This is a genomic window from Limosilactobacillus urinaemulieris (genome assembly GCF_932750685.1).
Lineage (GTDB): Bacteria > Bacillota > Bacilli > Lactobacillales > Lactobacillaceae > Limosilactobacillus > Limosilactobacillus urinaemulieris.
Map to the genome: position 1 here is coordinate 74,120 of NZ_CAKOBX010000006.1, position 19,682 is coordinate 93,801.

8 protein-coding genes and 2 pseudogenes are annotated in these 19,682 nt (G+C 38.9%); 4 read left to right on the top strand and 6 right to left on the bottom strand.

From position 1 onward, the window contains the following. Positions 1-45: 45 nt before the first annotated feature. The 3 genes from MR181_RS05655 to MR181_RS05665 form a co-directional block, all read right to left on the bottom strand. Complete coding sequence (locus tag MR181_RS05655) at positions 46-954, bottom strand: IS3 family transposase (protein WP_242335992.1); 909 nt, start codon at positions 952-954, stop codon at positions 46-48. Then, positions 891-1,490: a helix-turn-helix domain-containing protein gene (locus MR181_RS05660; protein ID WP_242335995.1), complete on the bottom strand. Its 600-nt coding sequence runs from the start codon at positions 1,488-1,490 to the stop codon at positions 891-893. Before MR181_RS05660 ends, MR181_RS05655 begins: the two co-directional genes overlap by 64 nt. Positions 1,491-1,665: 175 nt before the next feature. After that, on the bottom strand, positions 1,666-1,815 hold the full coding sequence (locus MR181_RS05665) for a helix-turn-helix domain-containing protein (RefSeq protein WP_340139458.1): 150 nt from the start codon (positions 1,813-1,815) through the stop codon (positions 1,666-1,668). 424 nt (positions 1,816-2,239) lie between these two features. Between MR181_RS05665 and MR181_RS05670 the strand changes: the two are divergent. After that, positions 2,240-3,213, top strand: a pseudogene (locus MR181_RS05670) (IS30 family transposase); the annotation flags it as partial. A gap of 90 nt (positions 3,214-3,303) precedes the next feature. Further along, positions 3,304-4,519 (top strand): annotated as a pseudogene (locus MR181_RS05675) (ISL3 family transposase). Positions 4,520-4,754: 235 nt separating this feature from the next. On the opposite strand, the gene MR181_RS05680 reads toward MR181_RS05675, so the two are convergent. Continuing rightward, positions 4,755-15,875, bottom strand: a complete 11,121-nt coding sequence (locus tag MR181_RS05680; RefSeq protein ID WP_242335904.1) for an MBG domain-containing protein — start codon at positions 15,873-15,875, stop codon at positions 4,755-4,757. Positions 15,876-16,509: 634 nt separating this feature from the next. On the opposite strand from MR181_RS05680, the gene MR181_RS05685 reads away from it, so the two are divergent. After that, on the top strand, positions 16,510-16,863 hold the full coding sequence (locus MR181_RS05685) for a transposase (protein WP_242335907.1): 354 nt from the start codon (positions 16,510-16,512) through the stop codon (positions 16,861-16,863). Positions 16,864-16,874: 11 nt separating this feature from the next. Further along, a complete protein-coding gene (locus MR181_RS05690) occupies positions 16,875-17,168 on the top strand; it encodes a hypothetical protein (protein ID WP_242336001.1) in 294 nt (97 codons plus the stop codon). Between the two features lie 207 nt (positions 17,169-17,375). On the opposite strand, the gene asd is transcribed toward MR181_RS05690, so the two are convergent. Continuing rightward, the gene (gene asd / locus MR181_RS05695) at positions 17,376-18,473 is read right to left on the bottom strand and encodes an aspartate-semialdehyde dehydrogenase (protein WP_242335910.1); all 1,098 of its coding nucleotides are present in this window, start codon (positions 18,471-18,473) and stop codon (positions 17,376-17,378) included. A gap of 18 nt (positions 18,474-18,491) precedes the next feature. Beyond that, the gene (locus MR181_RS05700) at positions 18,492-19,676 is read right to left on the bottom strand and encodes an aminotransferase class I/II-fold pyridoxal phosphate-dependent enzyme (RefSeq protein ID WP_242335913.1); all 1,185 of its coding nucleotides are present in this window, start codon (positions 19,674-19,676) and stop codon (positions 18,492-18,494) included. Between the last annotated feature and the right edge of the window lie 6 nt (positions 19,677-19,682).

The following is a 19,682-nucleotide window of genomic DNA, read 5'->3' on the forward strand; positions in this document are numbered from 1 at the left end:
TCGTGGTACTGTGCCCTGTCAAGTTTACACATTAAATAATAAAAATTAGTTGGCCTTGCCAAAGCGGTATTCCGCTGCGGTAAGGTCATTTCTCTTCGCTGAGATAAATTTTTCAGTGAAATAGGTAATTCCTTCTCTAACTTGTTCTTCTAGTTCTAATAATGTTTGTGCTTTAGGTAGATGTGCGATCCAAATAGCCTTAAAATCTGCCCACCAATGTTCTATTACGGCATTGTCAGCCGGTGTCCCTGGTGCTGAATAACTGTGTTGGGCACCATTAACTACTAAATACTGATTAAATGCTTTGGAAGTATACGCCGCACCACGATCAGTATGAATTAACGGAGCTAGTGCTCCTTCTTTCATCCGTGCTTGCTCGAACACTTGAACTACTTCTTCAGCGGTTTCTGTAGGTGTAATTAACCAGCTTACTGGGTATTGACCATATAAATCTAATACTATATGTAGACGAACTTTATTAAGCCAGATTCCGTAATTCAGTTCCGTCGTATCCGTAACCCAAACTTGGTTAGCTGCAGTTTGGTCAAATTGTCGGTTAAGAATATTTTCAGCTTCATAAGTTTGCTGGGCTTGAATACGTTTGTGGGTTGGCTGACGATAGTCGGCCTTGATACTATGGCCTTTCATAATACGAATGACTCGTTTCTTATTAACGGTATAAGAGATCTGCTGACTTAACTTGATTAACCTAGTCATTTTGTCATAACCAACGCTTTGCTTATGTTCATTTTCTAACTGTTTAATCAATTGGAGAATCTCCGATTCTTCAATCTCATATTTAGTCGGTTCATGTTTCAACCATTTGTAGTAAGCCTGTCTAGTAATTCCAGCGACCTTGGCCAATTCACTAATGGAATAACCTTCATTGTTCATTTCTTGAATCGCTTGATATCGTCCGGTCGTTTCACCTCCCGATTGCGTATTTCGACTAATTTTTTTGCGAAAGCGATTTGCAGCTCCCGTTCACGGTCACGAGCTTCTAGCTCACGAACTCGTTTCCTTAGTTTTTCTAGTTCATTAGTGGGCTCTTTTCCTTTATTACGCCCACGGTTATCTTTTAGTACTTCCCAGTCGCTATTTACTCGGTACTTCCGTACCCAAGAATAAACTCGTTGGTAACTAATATCATACTTCTCTGCAGCCGCTTTATAGTTATTGCTATGTTCAATTGTCCATCGGACAATCTGCCTCTTTTCATCAAAGGTTACTTTTCGTCCCATTTTTCTGACTCGCTTTCTCGTTGTCTGATTAACTCGGAGTTTGTCATTATTGTAACTGATAACCCATTGATGTAGTTGAGAAATATTTCTAATTTGATACTGCTGGAGAATTGCTTGATTAGTATACTTGCCAGAAAGATAAGCTTTTACAGCAGTTAACTTAGTCTCTAATGAGTACTTCTGATTATGCTTAGGTCTAATTAATCCCGCCAATCCAGCGAGTAGGAATTGCTTAATCCACTTACTCATGTTTGCTGGTCGGACACCATGGTAATCGGAGTACACCGTTAAACCATAATCCGATTTCTGATAATCATGAAGTAATTTAAGCTTTTCAATAGTTGAATAACTTACAATGCAAAACACCCCCTAGGATTCACACTTTTATTATTTAAAGTGTCAACCCTAAGGGGTATTGTACGCGTCATGACGATTGACCATTTTTCGTTTTCCTTCCTGAGCGCAATCGCAGTAAGGCTTGTGGTCCTTGCTTATTGTAAAGACATTCCCATTGATATACGAAACCAGGAGAACGATAAGCAAAGTGAATGCATGTCTCGGCAATTGACGCCAGATTAGTTTGTTTCTACTTTACCAAATTCACTCGAAAATCCCCAGTTACAACTGGCGGATGAAGTAGTACTTCCTTACCAAATCGTGCATAAATTCCCACTAAAATTTGAAAATCAAATCTGGCAATCCCGTATTTCTTAGCTACAGACATTAAACTGTCTATGCCTTTCGCGTACTCTTGAATCGCCTTAACCTTAGTATTGATACTGATTTTTGTTATAAAAATACCCCCAGAGTTGATTTCCAACTCTAGGATACACGTCAGTCTTCAAAATACCGGGTATACACTTTTTGGTATTGATGAAAAATCAATACCAGTTTTTTGTGGCGAATTTACAATTGAAATGCAACACAAAGTAAAAAAATAAACCCATACCGGGTAGAATATGTTTAACGACCAAATCAAACAATTCGAGGTACCCGGTATGAGCTATAAACATCTTACTATAAAAGAACGTGAAATGCTTATGTTTTTACGAGCTAAGGGGTTATCTATCCGGGCTGTTGCGTTACGGCTGGGACGAAATCCAAGTACTATTTCACGAGAATTAAAACGTTGTGCAGGTAATTATTCCCCAAGTAAAGCAGAAAATGACTATCATCAAAAGCGGCAGAATTGTCATAAGAAGCGGCTATTAGACAGCCATCCACAACTACGCCGTCAAATTGTTCATTACATCTTAGATCTGCACTGGTCACCAGAGCAGATTACCGCTCGCTTTAATAAGGAACATCAATGGTGTGTTAGCTACAACTCCATTTACCGTCATATCTATCAACACAATTTAGGTGAGAAGTACTCCTCACGTGGTGATACCGGTATTCAGCGCCATCTCAGACATAAACATCGGACTCGGCATTCAAAGAACACTAGACGACATCGAGCAGTACAGACGGACTATATCTCAATTCATGAGCGCCCTGGTTTTATCAACCAGCGTCAACGTATAGGTGACTGGGAAATCGATACTGTGATTGTTACTTCATCCTTTTAACGGTTGTCGATCGGCTTAGTCGGCTTACTCTTATCAAAAAGGTTGCGCAAAAGGACTCGCAGGAGATAAATAAAGGCTTAGTTGAACTGTTAGGGGCCATTCCTAAAGAATTTGTTCATTCTATTACACCAGATCATGGGACCGAGTTTCTTCATCTTGATGAAATCAGCGAAAGGTTAGGTGTTATTGTCTATTGGCCTGATCCATATTCCCCCGAACAGCGTGGAACAAATGAGAATACAAATGGATTAATCCGGGAATATTTTCCCAAGCGAACAGATATTGATAATTATACAGAACAGGACGTTGAGCAGTGCCAAAAGCAGTTAAATCAACGTCCGCGCAAGGTGTTAAACTATGAAACCCCATATGAAGTATTTTTTGACAAACCGTTGCACTTAGTTCGACAATTCGCCGTACACAAAAAGGACAACTACTGCCCTCGTGCTGTACAATCAATTCACCACAAAAATCATATAAAGAAAGTTATACAGATATTCCTAAATAATTCTATCCTAAATCTCCTCGGAATTGAAGACCAAAACATTAAAGATCTTAACGTTGAAACGACTTCGAAAAACAATGATCAGCTTAAAGTAATCCATGCTTCCTTATCTTATCCGGTGTCACGCTATATAAATTATGGATTTAAAATTGTGGTCAAAAATGGCTTTCGTAAAACTCATCTTCGCTTAGCTAGTCTTAATGGCATGCGGTATGAAATGATCCTGGCCAAGCAACGTTATTACTGTTCCAATTGCCAGACAACCTTCGGTGCGACAACTGATTTAACTAAGCCCAATCAGACCCTTACTCGAAAACTCAAAAGTCAAATTATGCTATTTGCTCATGAAGGTATGAATGGCGAGCTAATCGCTCGCCTCTGTCATTGCTCGCCCAGTAGTGTTCGGCAGACGATTATCGAACGCGTTAAACCACATTATCGGATGGCCGTTCTTCCTAAACACCTCTGCTTCGATGAGTTTCGTTCGACTAAGTCCATCGTGTCATTTATTTGTTGTGACAGTGAAAGCCACCAACTAGTGGTTAAACTTCACAATCGGCTTTCACCATCGATTATTGATTACTTTGAAAATCATCGTTATAGTCAAACCGAACGAGCTCTCGTTATCGACCTCAATGCACAATACCAGAGTTTTATTTACCGTCTATTTCCGAATTATTGATCGTTTTCATATCGTCCAATTGGCCGGCTGAGCTTTAGATAACTGTCGACTTAATATTCTTAAGTTCTTAGATAAACACAGTCGCGAATATAAAATCATGAAAATTCAATGGCGTTTATTTCATCTTAAGCAGACCGAACTTCACCCTGAGAAGCCTGTTTATCTCCGGGAGATAAATGAATATATGACGAAGCAAAACGCCGTTGACTTAATCACCAGTAAATTCACTGACTTTAAGGGCGTTTACCAAACATATCAAGCAATTACTCAAGCCCTTCGGAAGCGTGATCCTAAACTTCTTCAAGCGGTTTTACAAAATTACCAGACTACCAATACTGAAATGGATACCACGATTAACACCCTTAGGAAGAACCAACAAGCGGTAATTAACAACACCAAGTATGAGTTTTCGAATGGTCCATTAGAGGAAATTAATTGGAAAATCAAAACTCTTAAACGAACCTGTTATGGGTTTGCCAATCAAAACTTCTCCTTTTTAAGAATTGATTGCCTATTTGCATAAAAAATACCACCCACATTTCTGTGAGTGGCATCGATATCCATCAATACCAGTTGACAGATACCCCATTTTGTTAGTTCTTAACTATTATAAAGATAACGTGCGAAATAACTACAGAGCTAGTGTCTAACTACGAACGCTAGCCGTGCCCACTATCGTTCTAGGTTAGCCATACATCCTGTCAAGAAAGTTATTTCTCACTCACTTGTTTAGCTTGGTTTCGCTCTTAGTTAAAATACTATTTCTCGCGTTTTTTCTTCATCCCAGCTAAACCAAAGATACCTGCAAGGGTTGCAAATGCAAACCCAAATAAAGAATTATTATTTTGATCATTACCAGTTTGGGGAAGAACATTAGCTTTTGATTTTCCTTTTATTGGAATCTGAACTAATCGATGTGAGGCAAAGTGTTGATTTGTAACATGTTGGATTACCTGTTCAACTGGTTTATTTTTCGGCTGATCATCAGTTACCTGCTTGTCACCACTACTTGTTGGTACTACTGGTTTAATAGGTTCTGATGGTTGATTATCCTTGACGTATTCAATTTCAATATTTTCGTTTTGATCACTAGGAACAACCATTTCAGTTGGCACAGTAGTCTGACTAGCTATATAACCATCAATTTCCGGCACAGAATATGTTGGCCATTCATTACTACCATTAGCTTGCCAACCACTATAAGTTACCTTGCCAGTAACCGCATCAAATGTTGCAGTCCGTATAAATTTAACCGTTTGAGTAATTACCTGTCGTTGTCCATCAGGTAATTTAACAGTAATGATCCGCATTACCTCTTTTGTTAGGGATTTCATCTTTTCATAAGTAGTTGATGGATTACCCGGAACTTTGCCAGTTGGAATATCAGTCGTAGGAGTTTCCGGAGTAACAATAATTGTACCATGTTCAACCTGGATTACCACAGTTGGAATACCTTCTGCTGTTGCTGTAACAGTCTTTGGAATTTCTTGACTTGGAACTAGCTGCCAGCCTGCTGGAATTTCCGGTTTAACTGCTACTGCCTCTCCAGTCTTTCCGCTAAGTGGACTTGTACTAATTTCATTACCTTCTTTGTCTTGGTAAGAAATAATACCACTTTGTTCATTAGCTGTATAAGTAACCTCGATAGTCTCATCTTTTTGACCATTCTTAACTTCAACAGCTGGAATTACTTCTTCACTTGCGGTGTAGCCCTTGACTTCTGCTGGAACAAATTCGCTCCAATTTGCAGTTGACCATGAACCATAAGTTACTTTACCTGTTACATCATCGTAACTCGCGTCACGGTATATCTTCGCAGTTTGAACTTCTGTACTCTTAGTTCCATCTGGGTTAATTACATTGATCGTCCGAGTAATTGCTTGGTTCAAGTCATTTTCATGAGCTCCATCAATTTCTTTACCCGTTGGTGTCTTTTCACCTTCTGGAACTGGATTATTATGATCAACATTGGTTGTCCCATGCTTAATCATAATTAAAGTAGTCCCATTATCAACAATGATTTCAGTAGGTACATCACTTGGATCACTTGCTACCCAACCTACTGGAATTTCAGGAGTAAATGGAAGTTTTGTTCCTTTTATATGACCATCAATATTAACTGAACTAATTACATTATTATCGGCATCCACGTAGTTAATAGTTTGGCTACTATTTTCCAAAGTAAATGTTGCTGTTGAACTAAAGTCAATATTGTAATTTGGATTTTCATGACGAATCTTATTGATTACATCTCCACTAAACTCGACATCATAAGTCCCAGCTTCAGTTAATTGAGCTGGATGACCATCTTTACTGAATACAAAATCACTCGCTGTTAATCCAGTAATAGTTTGTTGTTGTCCATTTAACACTACAACAACTGAATAGTTATGAGGATCAAGTTCTAAGTCTTGAGTAGTTTGAGAGCCACTTATTATTGCATTCGTCTTAGCAGGAATAATTACTAATAATCCCTGACTGCCGTCATAGTTGTAGTTGTAGTTACTATCAGCTACTTTGATAGCATCAATACCAGCTTGACTTAATTCAACTTGATAAGTACCTACATTTATTGGATTTCCAACAACTTGAATATCTTTATCAGTTAAGTGATAAGTTTGACCATTAGAAAGTTTAACTTCAAATTTATCAGGATCTAATGTCACTGCACTTCCTGTATAAGGAGTTTCTTGATTGCCATTAAAGCAAATTGTTACATTCGCTTTACTAATTGTGACACTAGCTAAACCACTGAAGTTCCAAATGTAGTTATTGTTAGTAGCAATTTTACTTTGACTAGAGTCCTTAAGCTTTAAGTAATAAGTACCAACATTTATTGGGTTTACAATCACTTTACCAGTTTCATCAACCCACTCATAGTCATCAGCAGATAAAGTAGGTGCCATAAGATTTACGCCATTGTTAGTTACAATGCTATTAGTAATCTTATCAACATTAATTACAGGAATTTGACCATTGTAAACCACTTCATATGAACCTGAAGTGGTTACATCAGCGTTAGCTTTTTCAATTGTAAAGTCTACCGTATCATTATTATAAGTATAGTTATAATGATTACTTTCAAGATTTCGAATTTGACCTAATGCTGCTTCGGTTAATCTAACCTTGTAAGTACCTGCATTAGTTGGTGCAGGAATTGGATTGCCTTGATCATTTACAAATTCAAGATCTGTCGGCTTTAAGACATAAGTTTGGCCATTTGATAACTTCACATTAATGCCGTTAACAACTCCATCAGTAGCTGGAATAACTACTGGATTTCCCGTGTAAATTGTAGAACCGGCACCGTCAAGGGTAATGGTTGCAGTTGCCTTTTCAATATGATAATTACCCGCGCCTTGGTAATTCCAAGTATAGTTGGCATTTCCAGCAATCGCATTTTGAACTTTTTGCCAACCAGTTTGGCTCAAGCGTACTTGATAAGTTCCAACTTCACTTGGTGTAGAAATCACTTTTCCATCTTGCAAGAACTCGTAATCGCTTGCCGTTAATTGCAAATCACTCGGCAACGCAATTGTCTGTTCATTTGGATTATCGGTAGTGATTTCTGGAATAAAGTTAGCTGGCTTAATTGTTGCTGGATTACCAGTCCAAGTAATAGTTTGAGTACTAGTATCTGTCAAAGTGATCGTAGCGTTAGCTTGATTAATCTTATAAGTGTACTCACCACTAATTGCGCCAGTGGCAAAACTATAGTTAGGGTTAGCAGCCTGAATCTTAGCGATCGAACTATCCTTAAGCTTCAAGTAGTAAGTGCCGGCATTAGTTGGTAAGCCAGTCATTTCAGTGTAAGTACCGTCTGCATTCTTGGTGTACCAAGCGTAGTCATCAGCGGTTAAATTAGAAAGATCTAAACTTTGACCATCGACTAAGCCACTTGGCGTCCAAGTAATTGAATTAAGAACATCACTAACTGAAGTTCCTTGACCGTTGTAAAACTTATTGCCATTTCCGCCTAAAGTATCAGTAGCTGCTTTTTGATTAATCGTGTATTTAATCGTGCCACTTGCGGTATTAAAGCTGTAGTTAGGATTATTCTTTTGCAATGCTTGCAGAGCAGAAGGTTTCAAACGGGCTTCATAAGTGCCAGCATCAGTTGGGATCGCATCTAGCTTCTCACCTTGGGCATTATACCAATCAAAATCACTGATAGTAATACCTTTCATTGATAATGGGTTATCAGTAACAAGATCATTAGCGTTAATCGTTAAGTCTTTTACATCTAAACTAGCAGGCTGACCATCGTAAGTCTTTTCTTGATCCTTGCCCGAAATAGTTACATCGGTAATTGACTGAGGAACGATTTCAAAGGTAGCTGAACCAGTTAAGCTGTCCGTACTAATTTTTACATTCCCTGAACCAGCATATTGATCAATTGCAGCTTGCAAATGAGCCAAACCAGCTTGGGTCAAGTTAATAGTGTAAGTCCCTACATTAGTTGGTGCTTCACCATTAACCCAAATGTAATCACCATCTTGCAAGTGGTAAATGCTATTTTCAGTGCTACCAGGGAAGGTCAAGTTAACAATAATGTCACCACCATTGTTAAGTTCAGCGGTAGTTACTGCTGATCCATTAAATGTCATTTGGTTAGAACCTGACAAGCTTGCACTAGCCTTAGTAGCTGCATTAATCGTATAAGTGGCCTTAGTATTAAATGTCCACTTGTAGTTATCGCCATTGTTACCAGTTAAATTCTTCAACTTAGCTTCACCGGCTGGTGATAATTCAACCGTATAAGTTCCAGCATTAATAGGATCGCCATTAGTAAACTGCAAATCATCACTAGTTAACTTAATTATTTGTGCAGTACCGTCTGGAGCATAAACAGTTGCTGAATAAGTTAAATTATACTTACCAATGTTCAAATCAGCTGGTGTAGTAACTTTCCGGTCGTAGGTCTTACTATCGCTACCATTTAAGCTAATCGTTAGTTTACCTGAGTTAACGGTAAAGGTGCCATAAGAAGTTACATCACTTGCGGCCTGGGGATAAGCATAGTTAGTACCCAAGGCCGCCTTGATATTATCCAGGCCTTGAGATGATAAGACAACTTGGTAACTACCAACGTTGCCTGGTGTTTGACTAAAAATCAAATCGCCATCTTTAGCTTGGTAATTTAAAGTAGTACCATTTTCGGTCAGCACAGTTAGGGTGTAACCTTGAGGATTCTTCTTAATAGCAGTTAACCAATCAGTGGAACCATAAATTACGTTTTGCTCATTACCACCGACAGTAATCGTTACTGGCATTTGGTCAACAAAGAAATTAGCTCGTGCTGCAGAAGCTTGCGTCCAATTATAGTTCGTTGATCCAGTTAAATCTTGGAGTTTCTTTAGACCCTGAGCAGACAATTGCACTTGATAAGTGCCAACATTACCTGGAGTAGTTACAAACTCTAAATCGCCTGTTTCAAGCTTCAAATCTGTATAAATTGGCTCATGTTCATTGTCAGTTGTCGCATTCTTGACCGGTGCAGTAATGGTTATACTGTAACCATTATCGCCGCCATATTGAATCGTCGAATTTTCACCATATTTAATGCGCTCAACACCATTAATCATAATAGTAGTATCAGCAGGGGTAATTACATATGTTGCTGGTTCATGCTCTGCATCGACAATATTTGCATTAGCCGAACTATTTTTAGCGCTACCATTTGTTTCAATCACAGTGTCCCAATCATAATCTGGGAAGGCAGTCTTTAGTTTCTGCAATAATTGATTAGAAATCTTAACTTGATACGTACCTACATTAGTTGGCATTTGACCATTGGTAAAGCCATCAATGTAAACATCACCAGTTTGCAAACCACCAATTGCTTTAATAATTTCAGCAGCGGTTGGCACAGGAATATTATTATCAGTCCAGTTAGTCAATTCAACATGGTAGGCATTTGGATCAAGGGGTAAATTAGTTCCGTAAATGGTCGTTTGATTACCATTTAAGGTAACCTGAGCCTTGCGGGCATAAATCAAAAAATCACCAGTTGCATTACCTAAACTAATATCATAATTACTTGCGCCGGTTAGGTTCTTAATCTTATTAAGTGCAGAACTTGTTAAACGAACATAATAAGTTGGATTACCTGTTTTATCGTTTTCTTGGGCGTTAGCATGGCTGACTGGATTACCAGCAATATCAACCACTTCTAAATCTTCTGGGGTTAAAGTGAAGCTTCCCAATCCAATTGGCTCATCATTTGAGTTACCCCATACTAGTTTAATATCACCATTATCAAGCTGTGTTTGGGTAATGGATGCATTTTGACCATTATAAACTTGTGACGCAGTTCCACTTACGCCGATAATCAAGCTTGCTGGATAAATGTGGTAAGTAATGCGGCCTGAAATCGTACTATTTCCATCCTTAACAAATGTGTAGTTAGGGTTAGCATTCGCAAAAACGGACTTACCTTTTTCATTCAATTGGAGGTAGTAGTAACCTGCATCAGTTGGTGCAGAAATTGGGTTGCCATCTTGATCGACCCATTCAAAGTCATCAGCAGTTAAATCTGGAATAGTCAAACCTTCAACATTATTGAAGCCAAAGTTCTTCTTGGTTTCTTCATTATTTGGATCGAAGCTGACTGCGTGACCATTGTATTCACTCTTTTCGTTACCATCTAACTGAACGTCTGGTGACACGGCTTGTGTAATTTGGAAAGTGGCACTCCCTGTATTGTCCTTAGACAAGATAACATTGCCTTTACCAACGGCTTCATCGATTGCAGCTTGAATTTTATCAAGACCTGCGCTAGAAAGAGTCAGAGTATAGGAACCGGTATTAACAGGGGCTTTACCATCTGGAGTATTCCAAACGTACTCTCCATCTGCAAGAGTAAAACTAGTTGGTAAGTTAACAATATTATTACCACTAATAGCTACCTTGATGGTTGAACCATCAGTATACAAATCAGCTGTCGTTACTGAGTTGCCATTATAAACCATCGAATTGTGACCGCTAAGTTCAGTATTAGCGCTAGCAGGAGTAATGGTGTAAGTACCAGTTCCACTAGATGCGGTGGCAAACCAAGTTACATTATCACTATTAATTTCTTTAATACGATCCCAACCGGCTTGTGATAAGCGAACTGCATATTTTCCAACATTAACTGGAACAGCAGTAGTCCAAGTCCCATCAACATTAAATTCAATATCACCAGCAACTAAGTTATAGGTTGGATTATTTGGTTCATTCAGCTTGATTGAGAAGCCGTTTAAGTAATCACTATTAGGACTACCAGTGTAAGTGTATGAAGGATTGCCACTAAATTCTGCAGATGCTTGAGCCTTGTTAATAACTAAAGTACCAAAACTCGTGCCTTGGCTAATCTTGTAATTATCACCAACCGCTTGTTGAATCTTCGCAACACCAGTATCAGTTAGGACAATATGATAAACATCACCAGCATTTGTTGCAGTGATAGGCTTACCGCTGACATCAACAATTTGGAAATCATCAGAATCTAGTTGTACATTGCTTAAGCTAGCTGTTGCTCCATCTTTAGAGCTAATACTTACTTGAATGCTGTTATTCCCATTAGCATTATAATCAACGCTAATTGGTTGGCCCGTGTAAGTTTCGGTTTGTGTTCCATCCACACTTACAGTATTTTCAGCAGCATTAATTGTATAACTAGCACTTCCAGTAAAGGCATTATCAGAAAATACTACATTCGGTGTGTTATTTTGACCAGAACCTGCTAAACCAAGAATATATTTTTCAAGGTTGGAAATACCATCCGGTGTCAAAGTAATCGTGTATGACCCAGCATTAGTTGGTGCAGAACCACTACTCCACTTGTAGTCACAATCTTTAAGAATATAGGTCTTGTTAGCATCAGTAACACCTGGGAAGGTTACCGTTACACCAATTTGCCCATTGCTATTTACTTCAGCAGTTGTAGTAGCTTGACCATCGTATGTCCGTAAGTTAGAGCCACTTAATACCCCACCTGCCTGAGCTTGTGTAATAGTGTACTCAGCTAATTTATTACCATTAGTCAAAGTAAAGTTAGGATTATCCTTCTGTAGAGTAGAGAGCGCAGAGTCCTTAAGTTTTATGTGGTAAGTTCCAACATTTTCAGGATTACTGATCAAATTACCCTGAGCGTCTACCCACTCATAACTATCATTAGTAAGGCCAGTAGTATTTAAAGCAACCTTGGCATTGTTAAAGTTAGTAGTAATTGTTAATTTGGAAGGATCGATGCTAGTCGTTGGTTGGGCATCATAGATCTTAGTATAATTTCCAGATGTCTGGTTGCTTAAAGTGAAAGTAACTGGTGCCGGATTAATAATATAGGTGGCAGTACTGGTAAAGGTTGAATTACCCTGAGCATCTACCCATTTAATACTGTTATTACCAAATTCTTTTATAACATTTTGCTTACCTTGTTCCGACCAACGTAACTCATAGGTGCCGGCATTAGTTGGCATTTCAGTCGTCCAAGTTTGACCATTATCAGATGAAAATTCAACATCTCCCGCTTGTAACTCATAGACATTTCCAGTTGGCCCTGTAATTCCAATTATGATTGGATTGTCACCATCCCCATTATTAAGGTCATCAAGAGTGATTGGACTGCCAGTATAAGTTGACTCATTAGTACCTGCCAAAAATGCTGTTGCAGTTGCCATATAGGTTATATTAATTACAGTCGGAAGTGTATCGATAGTGACAGTTTGAGCTGGAATAGGTCTATAGTTAGGAATATCTAACGTTGTTTCAGTAGTTGTCCCATCAGGATGAGTAACTATTTGTTTAATGTCTGCTGATGTATAGCCTGTAGGTGGCATTATTGGAAACCTACTCCACTTACCTGTAGTCCAGCCACTACCATCAAAACCATCAAATACTACTCCGCTATCATCAGCATTTACGCGTACAGGTCTAGTAATCGTTGCGGATTGAGTTATAGTTGCTGGTCTAGGGCTTATAATGTTAATTACACGGTTAATAGTTTTTTGCGTCAATGATTTAGGTACATAGTAAGTCGTTAATTTACTGGTGATATTATCGACCGTACCAAAGTCCGTAGTTAACTGCCCATTAACTAGAGAATCCGCTTTTTCATAGCCGTCAAGATCAGGGGCAGTGATAGTGATCTTAGAACTACTATCTGTTGGTAAAGTCCAAGCTCCACTAACTATTTGGAAGCCATTGCTACCCTTATTTGTATTTAATTGCCAGTCACCATAAGTAACTTTACCAGTTACCAAATCTTTAGTAGCTTTGCGAATGTAGTAAACATCTAAAGTGGCTGAATCAAAAGGTGTAGCTTCGAGTGTGCAATTTTCATTAATCTTAACAAAATCAGCCATCACCGTGCGTGTTTCTTGTGCAGCTGGATCAGTATTAGTTACGTCTTGAGTTTTATGAACTAAGTGAACCACAACATTTGCACCATAGAATGAAGAAGCGGCCTCAGTCGTCCATCTATAATTTGGTATTGTCCAATTACAACTTGAATCTGTAAATGATACCCAGAAATCCCCAGCAACTGTTGCTCCTGCAGGTACTCCAGAGACACTAACAGATTGATACTTAGCTGGATTTACGCCATTTGGAAATGTAAGTCGAGTATATGCCCCATTACCAGCATTTTTTATATCAAATTGAGTAATTTCCTTATTTTCCGTATCATCCCAGTAAGTGATCGTAAACTGCATTTGTTGAGTAACGGTAACATTAGCAGTAGCTGGAGCAGTTACGGCAGTGTATTGCTGGCCATTCACAGAAACTGGATAAGTGGCAATAATTTTAACATTATATGTTCCTACTTGATTCCAGTTTGGTTCACTATTATCAGCAAATTCAAATGTAGTACCTGATGGAAAATCAGCCACATTAGCAACTAAATCTTTAGCTGTTAAAGTCTTCCCCTTATAGGTAGTCTTATCTTGAATTTGAAGATTTTTCTTTTGATCTGCCGGGATAGTAACAACTTGGTATGTAGCAGTTGCATAGTTAACCAAGTGATTGTTGTGACCAGTTACATCATCAACAGGGTCAGTTGAAACTCTCTTTAATACATAGTTATGTTCAGTAACATAATCCTCAAGCTTTTGATCAACTATGTCTTTGTAACTATTAATGGCATCCGTCATGTTACTTGCGCTAGCTGCATCATAAACAACCGGGAACGAAAGGGTTGTACTTTGTCCACCATCTACATTATTAATAGTAATATTGTGGGTAGTATTGTTTTTACTGGATAAAAGAGTGTAGAGATTACCACTAGCTAAAATGATTGGCTGAGTAAAGCCGCCATTGGCAATACCCAAAGTGTTTAACTTATCAGCAGTAAGTGTGGAGTTATTGCCGAGATAAACAACTGACTGAGTATTATTTATGACATTAGATGCACTGGTTACCTTACTAAAGTCCCAATTAGAAAAATCAACATACTGAGCCGATGAACCAGCAAACAAGTTTGTCATATTGGTAACATTACTCGTATTCCAGTTAGCAATCGCACTTGCATCAACTAAGGATCCTTCATTGGCAAAAGTTGCTTCAAGATTAGTGACCTTACTGGTATTCCAGTTTTCCAAACCATGCAGGCTTGTTAATTCGTGGTTAACATTAAATGCCCGATTCAAATCAGTCACATTGCTAGTATTCCAATTAATTAAGGCACTAATGTCAGTCAGATTAGCATCACTCATAAAAATGACACCCATGTCAGTTACATGGCTTACATTCCAATTTTCTAGACCTTGTAAGTTTGTAAAACTATTATTAGCAAATGCAGTGTTGAGTTTTTGTAAACTGTCAGTCTTCCAATTGCTCAAAGGAGAAAGATCTGTAACTTTGTTAATATTGTTGAAAATCCGAGTCATATTCGTAACTTTTTGAACATCCCAGTTTTCCAAACCAGTTAAACTAGTCACGCCCGTCGCATTTTGAAATAAAAAGGCCATATTAGTTACATTAGAAACATCCCAATCACTAATTCCAGTCAAAGAGGAGAGCTTAGTAGTACGTTCAAAAGTACTTTGCATCGAAGTAACACTACTGGTATCTAAACTGTTGGCATCTAAATTGGTCAAAGTAGTGTTATTTTGGAAAGTATTATCTAAATTAGTACTTACAAGCTTAATCTTCTTGTCATCAGTCTTACTAAAAGCAATAGTAGTAGCATTTTGCCAGCTTTTAATTAAATCATTAGAGATCGATACTTGAAGATTATTAGTTGATTTTCCAGCTTGCTCAAAGTCAGCTTCATTAGGCACAATAATGTGAGTTTGATCGCCAGTGTAGCCAGTTAATTGGTAATAATTGTTTCCATCAAATGTCGTGTTCTGCCCTGTCCACTTAGAAGTATCTAATGTCCCCCAAGTAGCAGCATCATATCCGCCGTTAGTTGTGGCTGTTGTTGTAGCAATCTTATTTTCTTGAAGTGCTTCATTGGCAGGATTGTCAGCAGTATTTACATTGAGAGTAAGAAAAGCATTTTTATTTTCTTCTTCACTATTAGTTTTATTTGCAGAAGAAGCGGCACTTGAATTTTCAGTATCTTGAGCAGTTGTAGTCTTTTGTTCACTGGTTTTAGAAATGTCAGTAGTATTAGCTACAATATTTCTCTTCGCTTCATCAGTATTTTGGGCAGTCTCAGCCACTGAACTTTGCGTTTGCGCCGGTTCAGCTGAAATTGAAGTGACAGAAATGCTACCTGCTTGCGCTGTTGCTGGGGTAGTCGTATCTGCTTGGACACTAGCATTTACTACTGCAGTTGCCCCAAAAGCCAACATAAATGTGGCACAAGCAGTAATCCACTGCTTCTTGGCCTTATATAATTTATAATTCTTATTTTTTGGAGTCATACTTCGTAAAGGATTATTTTTACTCATAAGATCTCCTCCGTTTCTTAATCATTTATCTTCTTATAATTATAGACTAATCTAAATCTTTTTAAATCATTTTTTATTATCCCCTTATAATTAAAAGTCAACATAATTTATACTTAGCATTATTAAGAGCAAAATTAATAAAGAACGAATGGTCGCTTTACACTTAATACGATCCGCTACCGCAATACATTAGTCATTGCTTTTCGTTGTTTCTTTCGGCTACTCCTTTGCAAATAGGTAATACACAAGTCGGGCAACCAGTGCTTGTAAAACAATCGTGACTACGCTTTGTGCAAGTTTTCTTTCCCATTCATAATTTCAGCTCCATTATTCAAACCATTCCTTGTAATTAAAACCAAGATTCCATAATTTTAATTATACTCGTTTTTTATTACTTTGTTTAATAGAATCTTCTATCTAAATAATTATTAATCATCATAATAATCTTTAATTTACCAATATAAGCACCAAAAAAGGGGGCTGTGACATAAGTCCCTAATAATAAGCGGAGTTAGATGAAATCTTCGGATTTCATTTAACTCCGTTTTCCTTTAAAATATGTATTAGTAAAAGAAAAAGACACCGACCAGCCCGTCGATGTCTTCAAAATACCCTCGAAAGGATATATAAAACATTGGAAACTAATTATAACATGAATCAACTTAGTTTGAACATACCTACTGCCTATGAACCTGAATTAAACCATCCTGCTCGTTATATTAACCAATTAGTTGAAGGCCTTGCGATCCGCAAGCCTAATATTATGGGGCGACCAAGGGAATACAATCCGAGAATGTTATTAAAATTGGTCCTTTTAGCCTACAGTTACGGTATTATTTCCTGTCGGAAAATTGAACGCTTTGCTCGTGAAAATATTGTCGCAATATGGTTAACTCAAGAACAGCGACCGACTTACCGTACGATTGCTCGCTTGATGATTTCTAAAGACTTAGCCAAAGCAGTTTTAAGGAGTTTCATGACTACCTGAAAGCTCAAGGAATGATTGATGAGGCTTCATTTATTAATGGCACTAAAATTCTGGCTAACGCAAATAAGTACTCCTTTGTTTGGAAGAAGTGTACGATCAAATATAGTGAATTAAACGTTGAAAAAGCCCGTAAACTGCTTCAAGAAATCAAGCAAGCTGAAGTTAAAATCGCCGTTGACGAGAATAACTTTGACGTTGATCAGCTCGATACTATTATTGCGCTTCTTGAACAACGTATCAAAGAATTGAATCAACAGGTAAGCGAAACCGCTAAGGTTTCGCCTAATCCGGCCAAACAAGAATGACGCCACGCCAAAAAATATCGCCGCGCTTTAGAACATTGTCGCCAAAAAAATTTAGAATATCGTACTCAAATGCAGATCGCCGGGAGGTTGTCCATATTTAGTATTAATTTTAAGAAAAGGAAGAACCGCTCAGAATTTCAAATGAAATTCCGAACGGTTCTCTTAATTTAAAGGACTTATGTCACAACCCCTTTCTTTTTTATACTACTAATTCCGTGGTTCTAAGTAACCCTTAGCTGCCAAAAGTTCGGCTAGTTCAATTGCTCCACCAGCAGCTCCTCGAGCAGTGTTATGGGATAAGCCAACAAACTTCCAATCGAAGATCTTGTCAGGACGAAGCCGACCAATTGAAATTCCCATGCCGTGTTCAAAATTAACGTCGTAGCGGACTTGTGGACGGTCGTCATCATTCAAGTATCGAATAAACTGACGTGGTGCACTTGGCAATTCCAACTCTTGGGGAACCCCACTGTATTCCTCCAACGCTTCAATTAATTGTTCCTTACTTGGCTTTTGCTTGAAGTTAATAAAGGTAGCAACGGTATGCCCATAAAGTACGGGAACCCGCAAACACTGACTCGTAATCACTGGGGAGTTTGCCTTCACGATCTCCTTCTTTGCTGAATCAAGGTGACCAAAGATCTTTAATGGTTCATCTTCAGACTTAGCCTCTTCACCGGGAATATATGGGATAACATTATTTTGGATTTCAGGAGCAGTCTCAAGAGTTTTTCCAGCACCGGAAATTGCTTGGTAGGTACATGCCAGTACTTGGGTTGGTTCAAACTTCTGCCAAGCAGCAATTGCAGGGGTGTAACTTTGAATGGAGCAGTTTGGCTTAACGGCAACAAAGCCTCGCTGTGTCCCTAACCGTTTCCGTTGTGCTTTAATGACTTCAATGTGATCGGGATTAATTTCCGGAACCACCATCGGAACATCAGGAGTCCACCGATGTGCACTATTATTTGAAACTACTGGAATTTCGTGCTTAGCATACTCATCTTCCAGCTTCCGGGTATCTGCCTTATCCAAATTAATTGCTGAAAAAATAAAGTCAACTTGTGAAGCAACCGCAGCAACATCTTCTGCATCAAGCACTGGCAAATCCTTAACCGCATCCGGAATTGGCGTTCCCCCCATCTTCCAGCGACCGCTAACGGCTTCACCATACGTTTTTCCAGCACTGTGCTTACTAGCAGCAACTGTTGTTACGTCGAACCAGGGATGGTTAGCGAGCAGGGTAACATAACGCTGACCAACCATTCCCGTTGCCCCGATAATTCCCACTTTTAATTTTTCACTCATCATAAATTCCTTCTTACTTTAATTTAACTGTTCCATAAAGGATCCTAACCGACTAATTACTGTTTCAATATCGTCGTCCGAAGCAGCATAGGAAAGACGAATGTGTCCTTCACCACCAGGACCAAATGCTTGACCAGGAATTACCCCGACCTTAGCTTCATGGGCTAACTGACGAGCAAACTTGAAATCATCACTACCAAACGCTGCTGGGATCTTAGCGAAAATGTAGAACGCCCCATCTGGTACCGCAATTTCAAAGCCCAGCTTCTTCATTGCTCCTGCCAAGCGATCTCGCCGCTTTTGGTAATGCTGCTTAAATTCAACTGGATCAGCAGCACCGTTAGTCAGAGCTTCAAGCGCTGCTGCCTGAGCAGTATCGTTTGGCGCCGTTACCATGAACGAATGCATCTTTGAGATCTGATTGATTGCGTCTTGCGGGGCAGCCACGTAGCCTAATCGCCAACCCGTCATCGCATGAGACTTTGAAAGGCCACTAATGACAATCGTCTGTGCAGGAAGGAGCGTTGCCAACGAGGTAAACGGTTGATCGTAAATTAACTCACTATAAATCTCATCTACAATCGCTAACAGGTGATGTTCCTTAATCACCTTTGCCAACGAAACCAATTCATCTCGGGAATAGGATCGGCCGGTAGGGTTATTCGGGTAATTAAGAATGATTGCTTTAACCTTGCTTCCCTCACGCTGAAGAACCTTTTCTAATCGGTCTGCAGTTAGCAAGAAGCCATCATTTGAAGTATCAACTTTGACTGGCGTTGCTCCCGTAAGTGAAACACTCGGAAAGTAGAGGGAGAAGGTCGGTGTCGGAATAATCACCTCGTCTCCGGGATTTAGCAGAGCAAAAGTCGTCGCTGTAATCGCTTCGGTTGCCCCAACGGTTACGATAATCTCTTCCGCTGGATCATAATGAACTGACCGGGTCTTCATTAAATAATCACTAATTGCTTTACGCAACGGCAGCGTTCCCCGACTTGCCGAATAGTGAGAATCATTGGCATTAATACTATTAATGGCTGCTTGTTTAACGTGTTTTGGAACGTCAAAGTCTGGTTCACCCAAAGTTAACTTAACAATCCCCGGAATCGCGGAAATTTCATCATCAAATGCCCGAATCTGTGCAGGAGGTAATTCAGCAACCCGCTGATTGACAACCTGTTCTAGTTGTTGATCTAATTTTGGCATTTCAAA

What these genes read in the sequence shown, in the direction of transcription:
- MR181_RS05660 (WP_242335995.1), bottom strand. Translation starts at nt 1,490, where the DNA reads ATGAGTAAGTGGATTAAGCAATTCCTACTCGCTGGATTGGCGGGATTA.
- MR181_RS05680 (WP_242335904.1), bottom strand. Translation starts at nt 15,875, where the DNA reads ATGAGTAAAAATAATCCTTTACGAAGTATGACTCCAAAAAATAAGAAT.
- MR181_RS05690 (WP_242336001.1), top strand. Translation starts at nt 16,875, where the DNA reads ATGATTGATGAGGCTTCATTTATTAATGGCACTAAAATTCTGGCTAAC.
- asd (WP_242335910.1), bottom strand. Translation starts at nt 18,473, where the DNA reads ATGAGTGAAAAATTAAAAGTGGGAATTATCGGGGCAACGGGAATGGTT.
- MR181_RS05700 (WP_242335913.1), bottom strand. Translation starts at nt 19,676, where the DNA reads ATGCCAAAATTAGATCAACAACTAGAACAGGTTGTCAATCAGCGGGTT.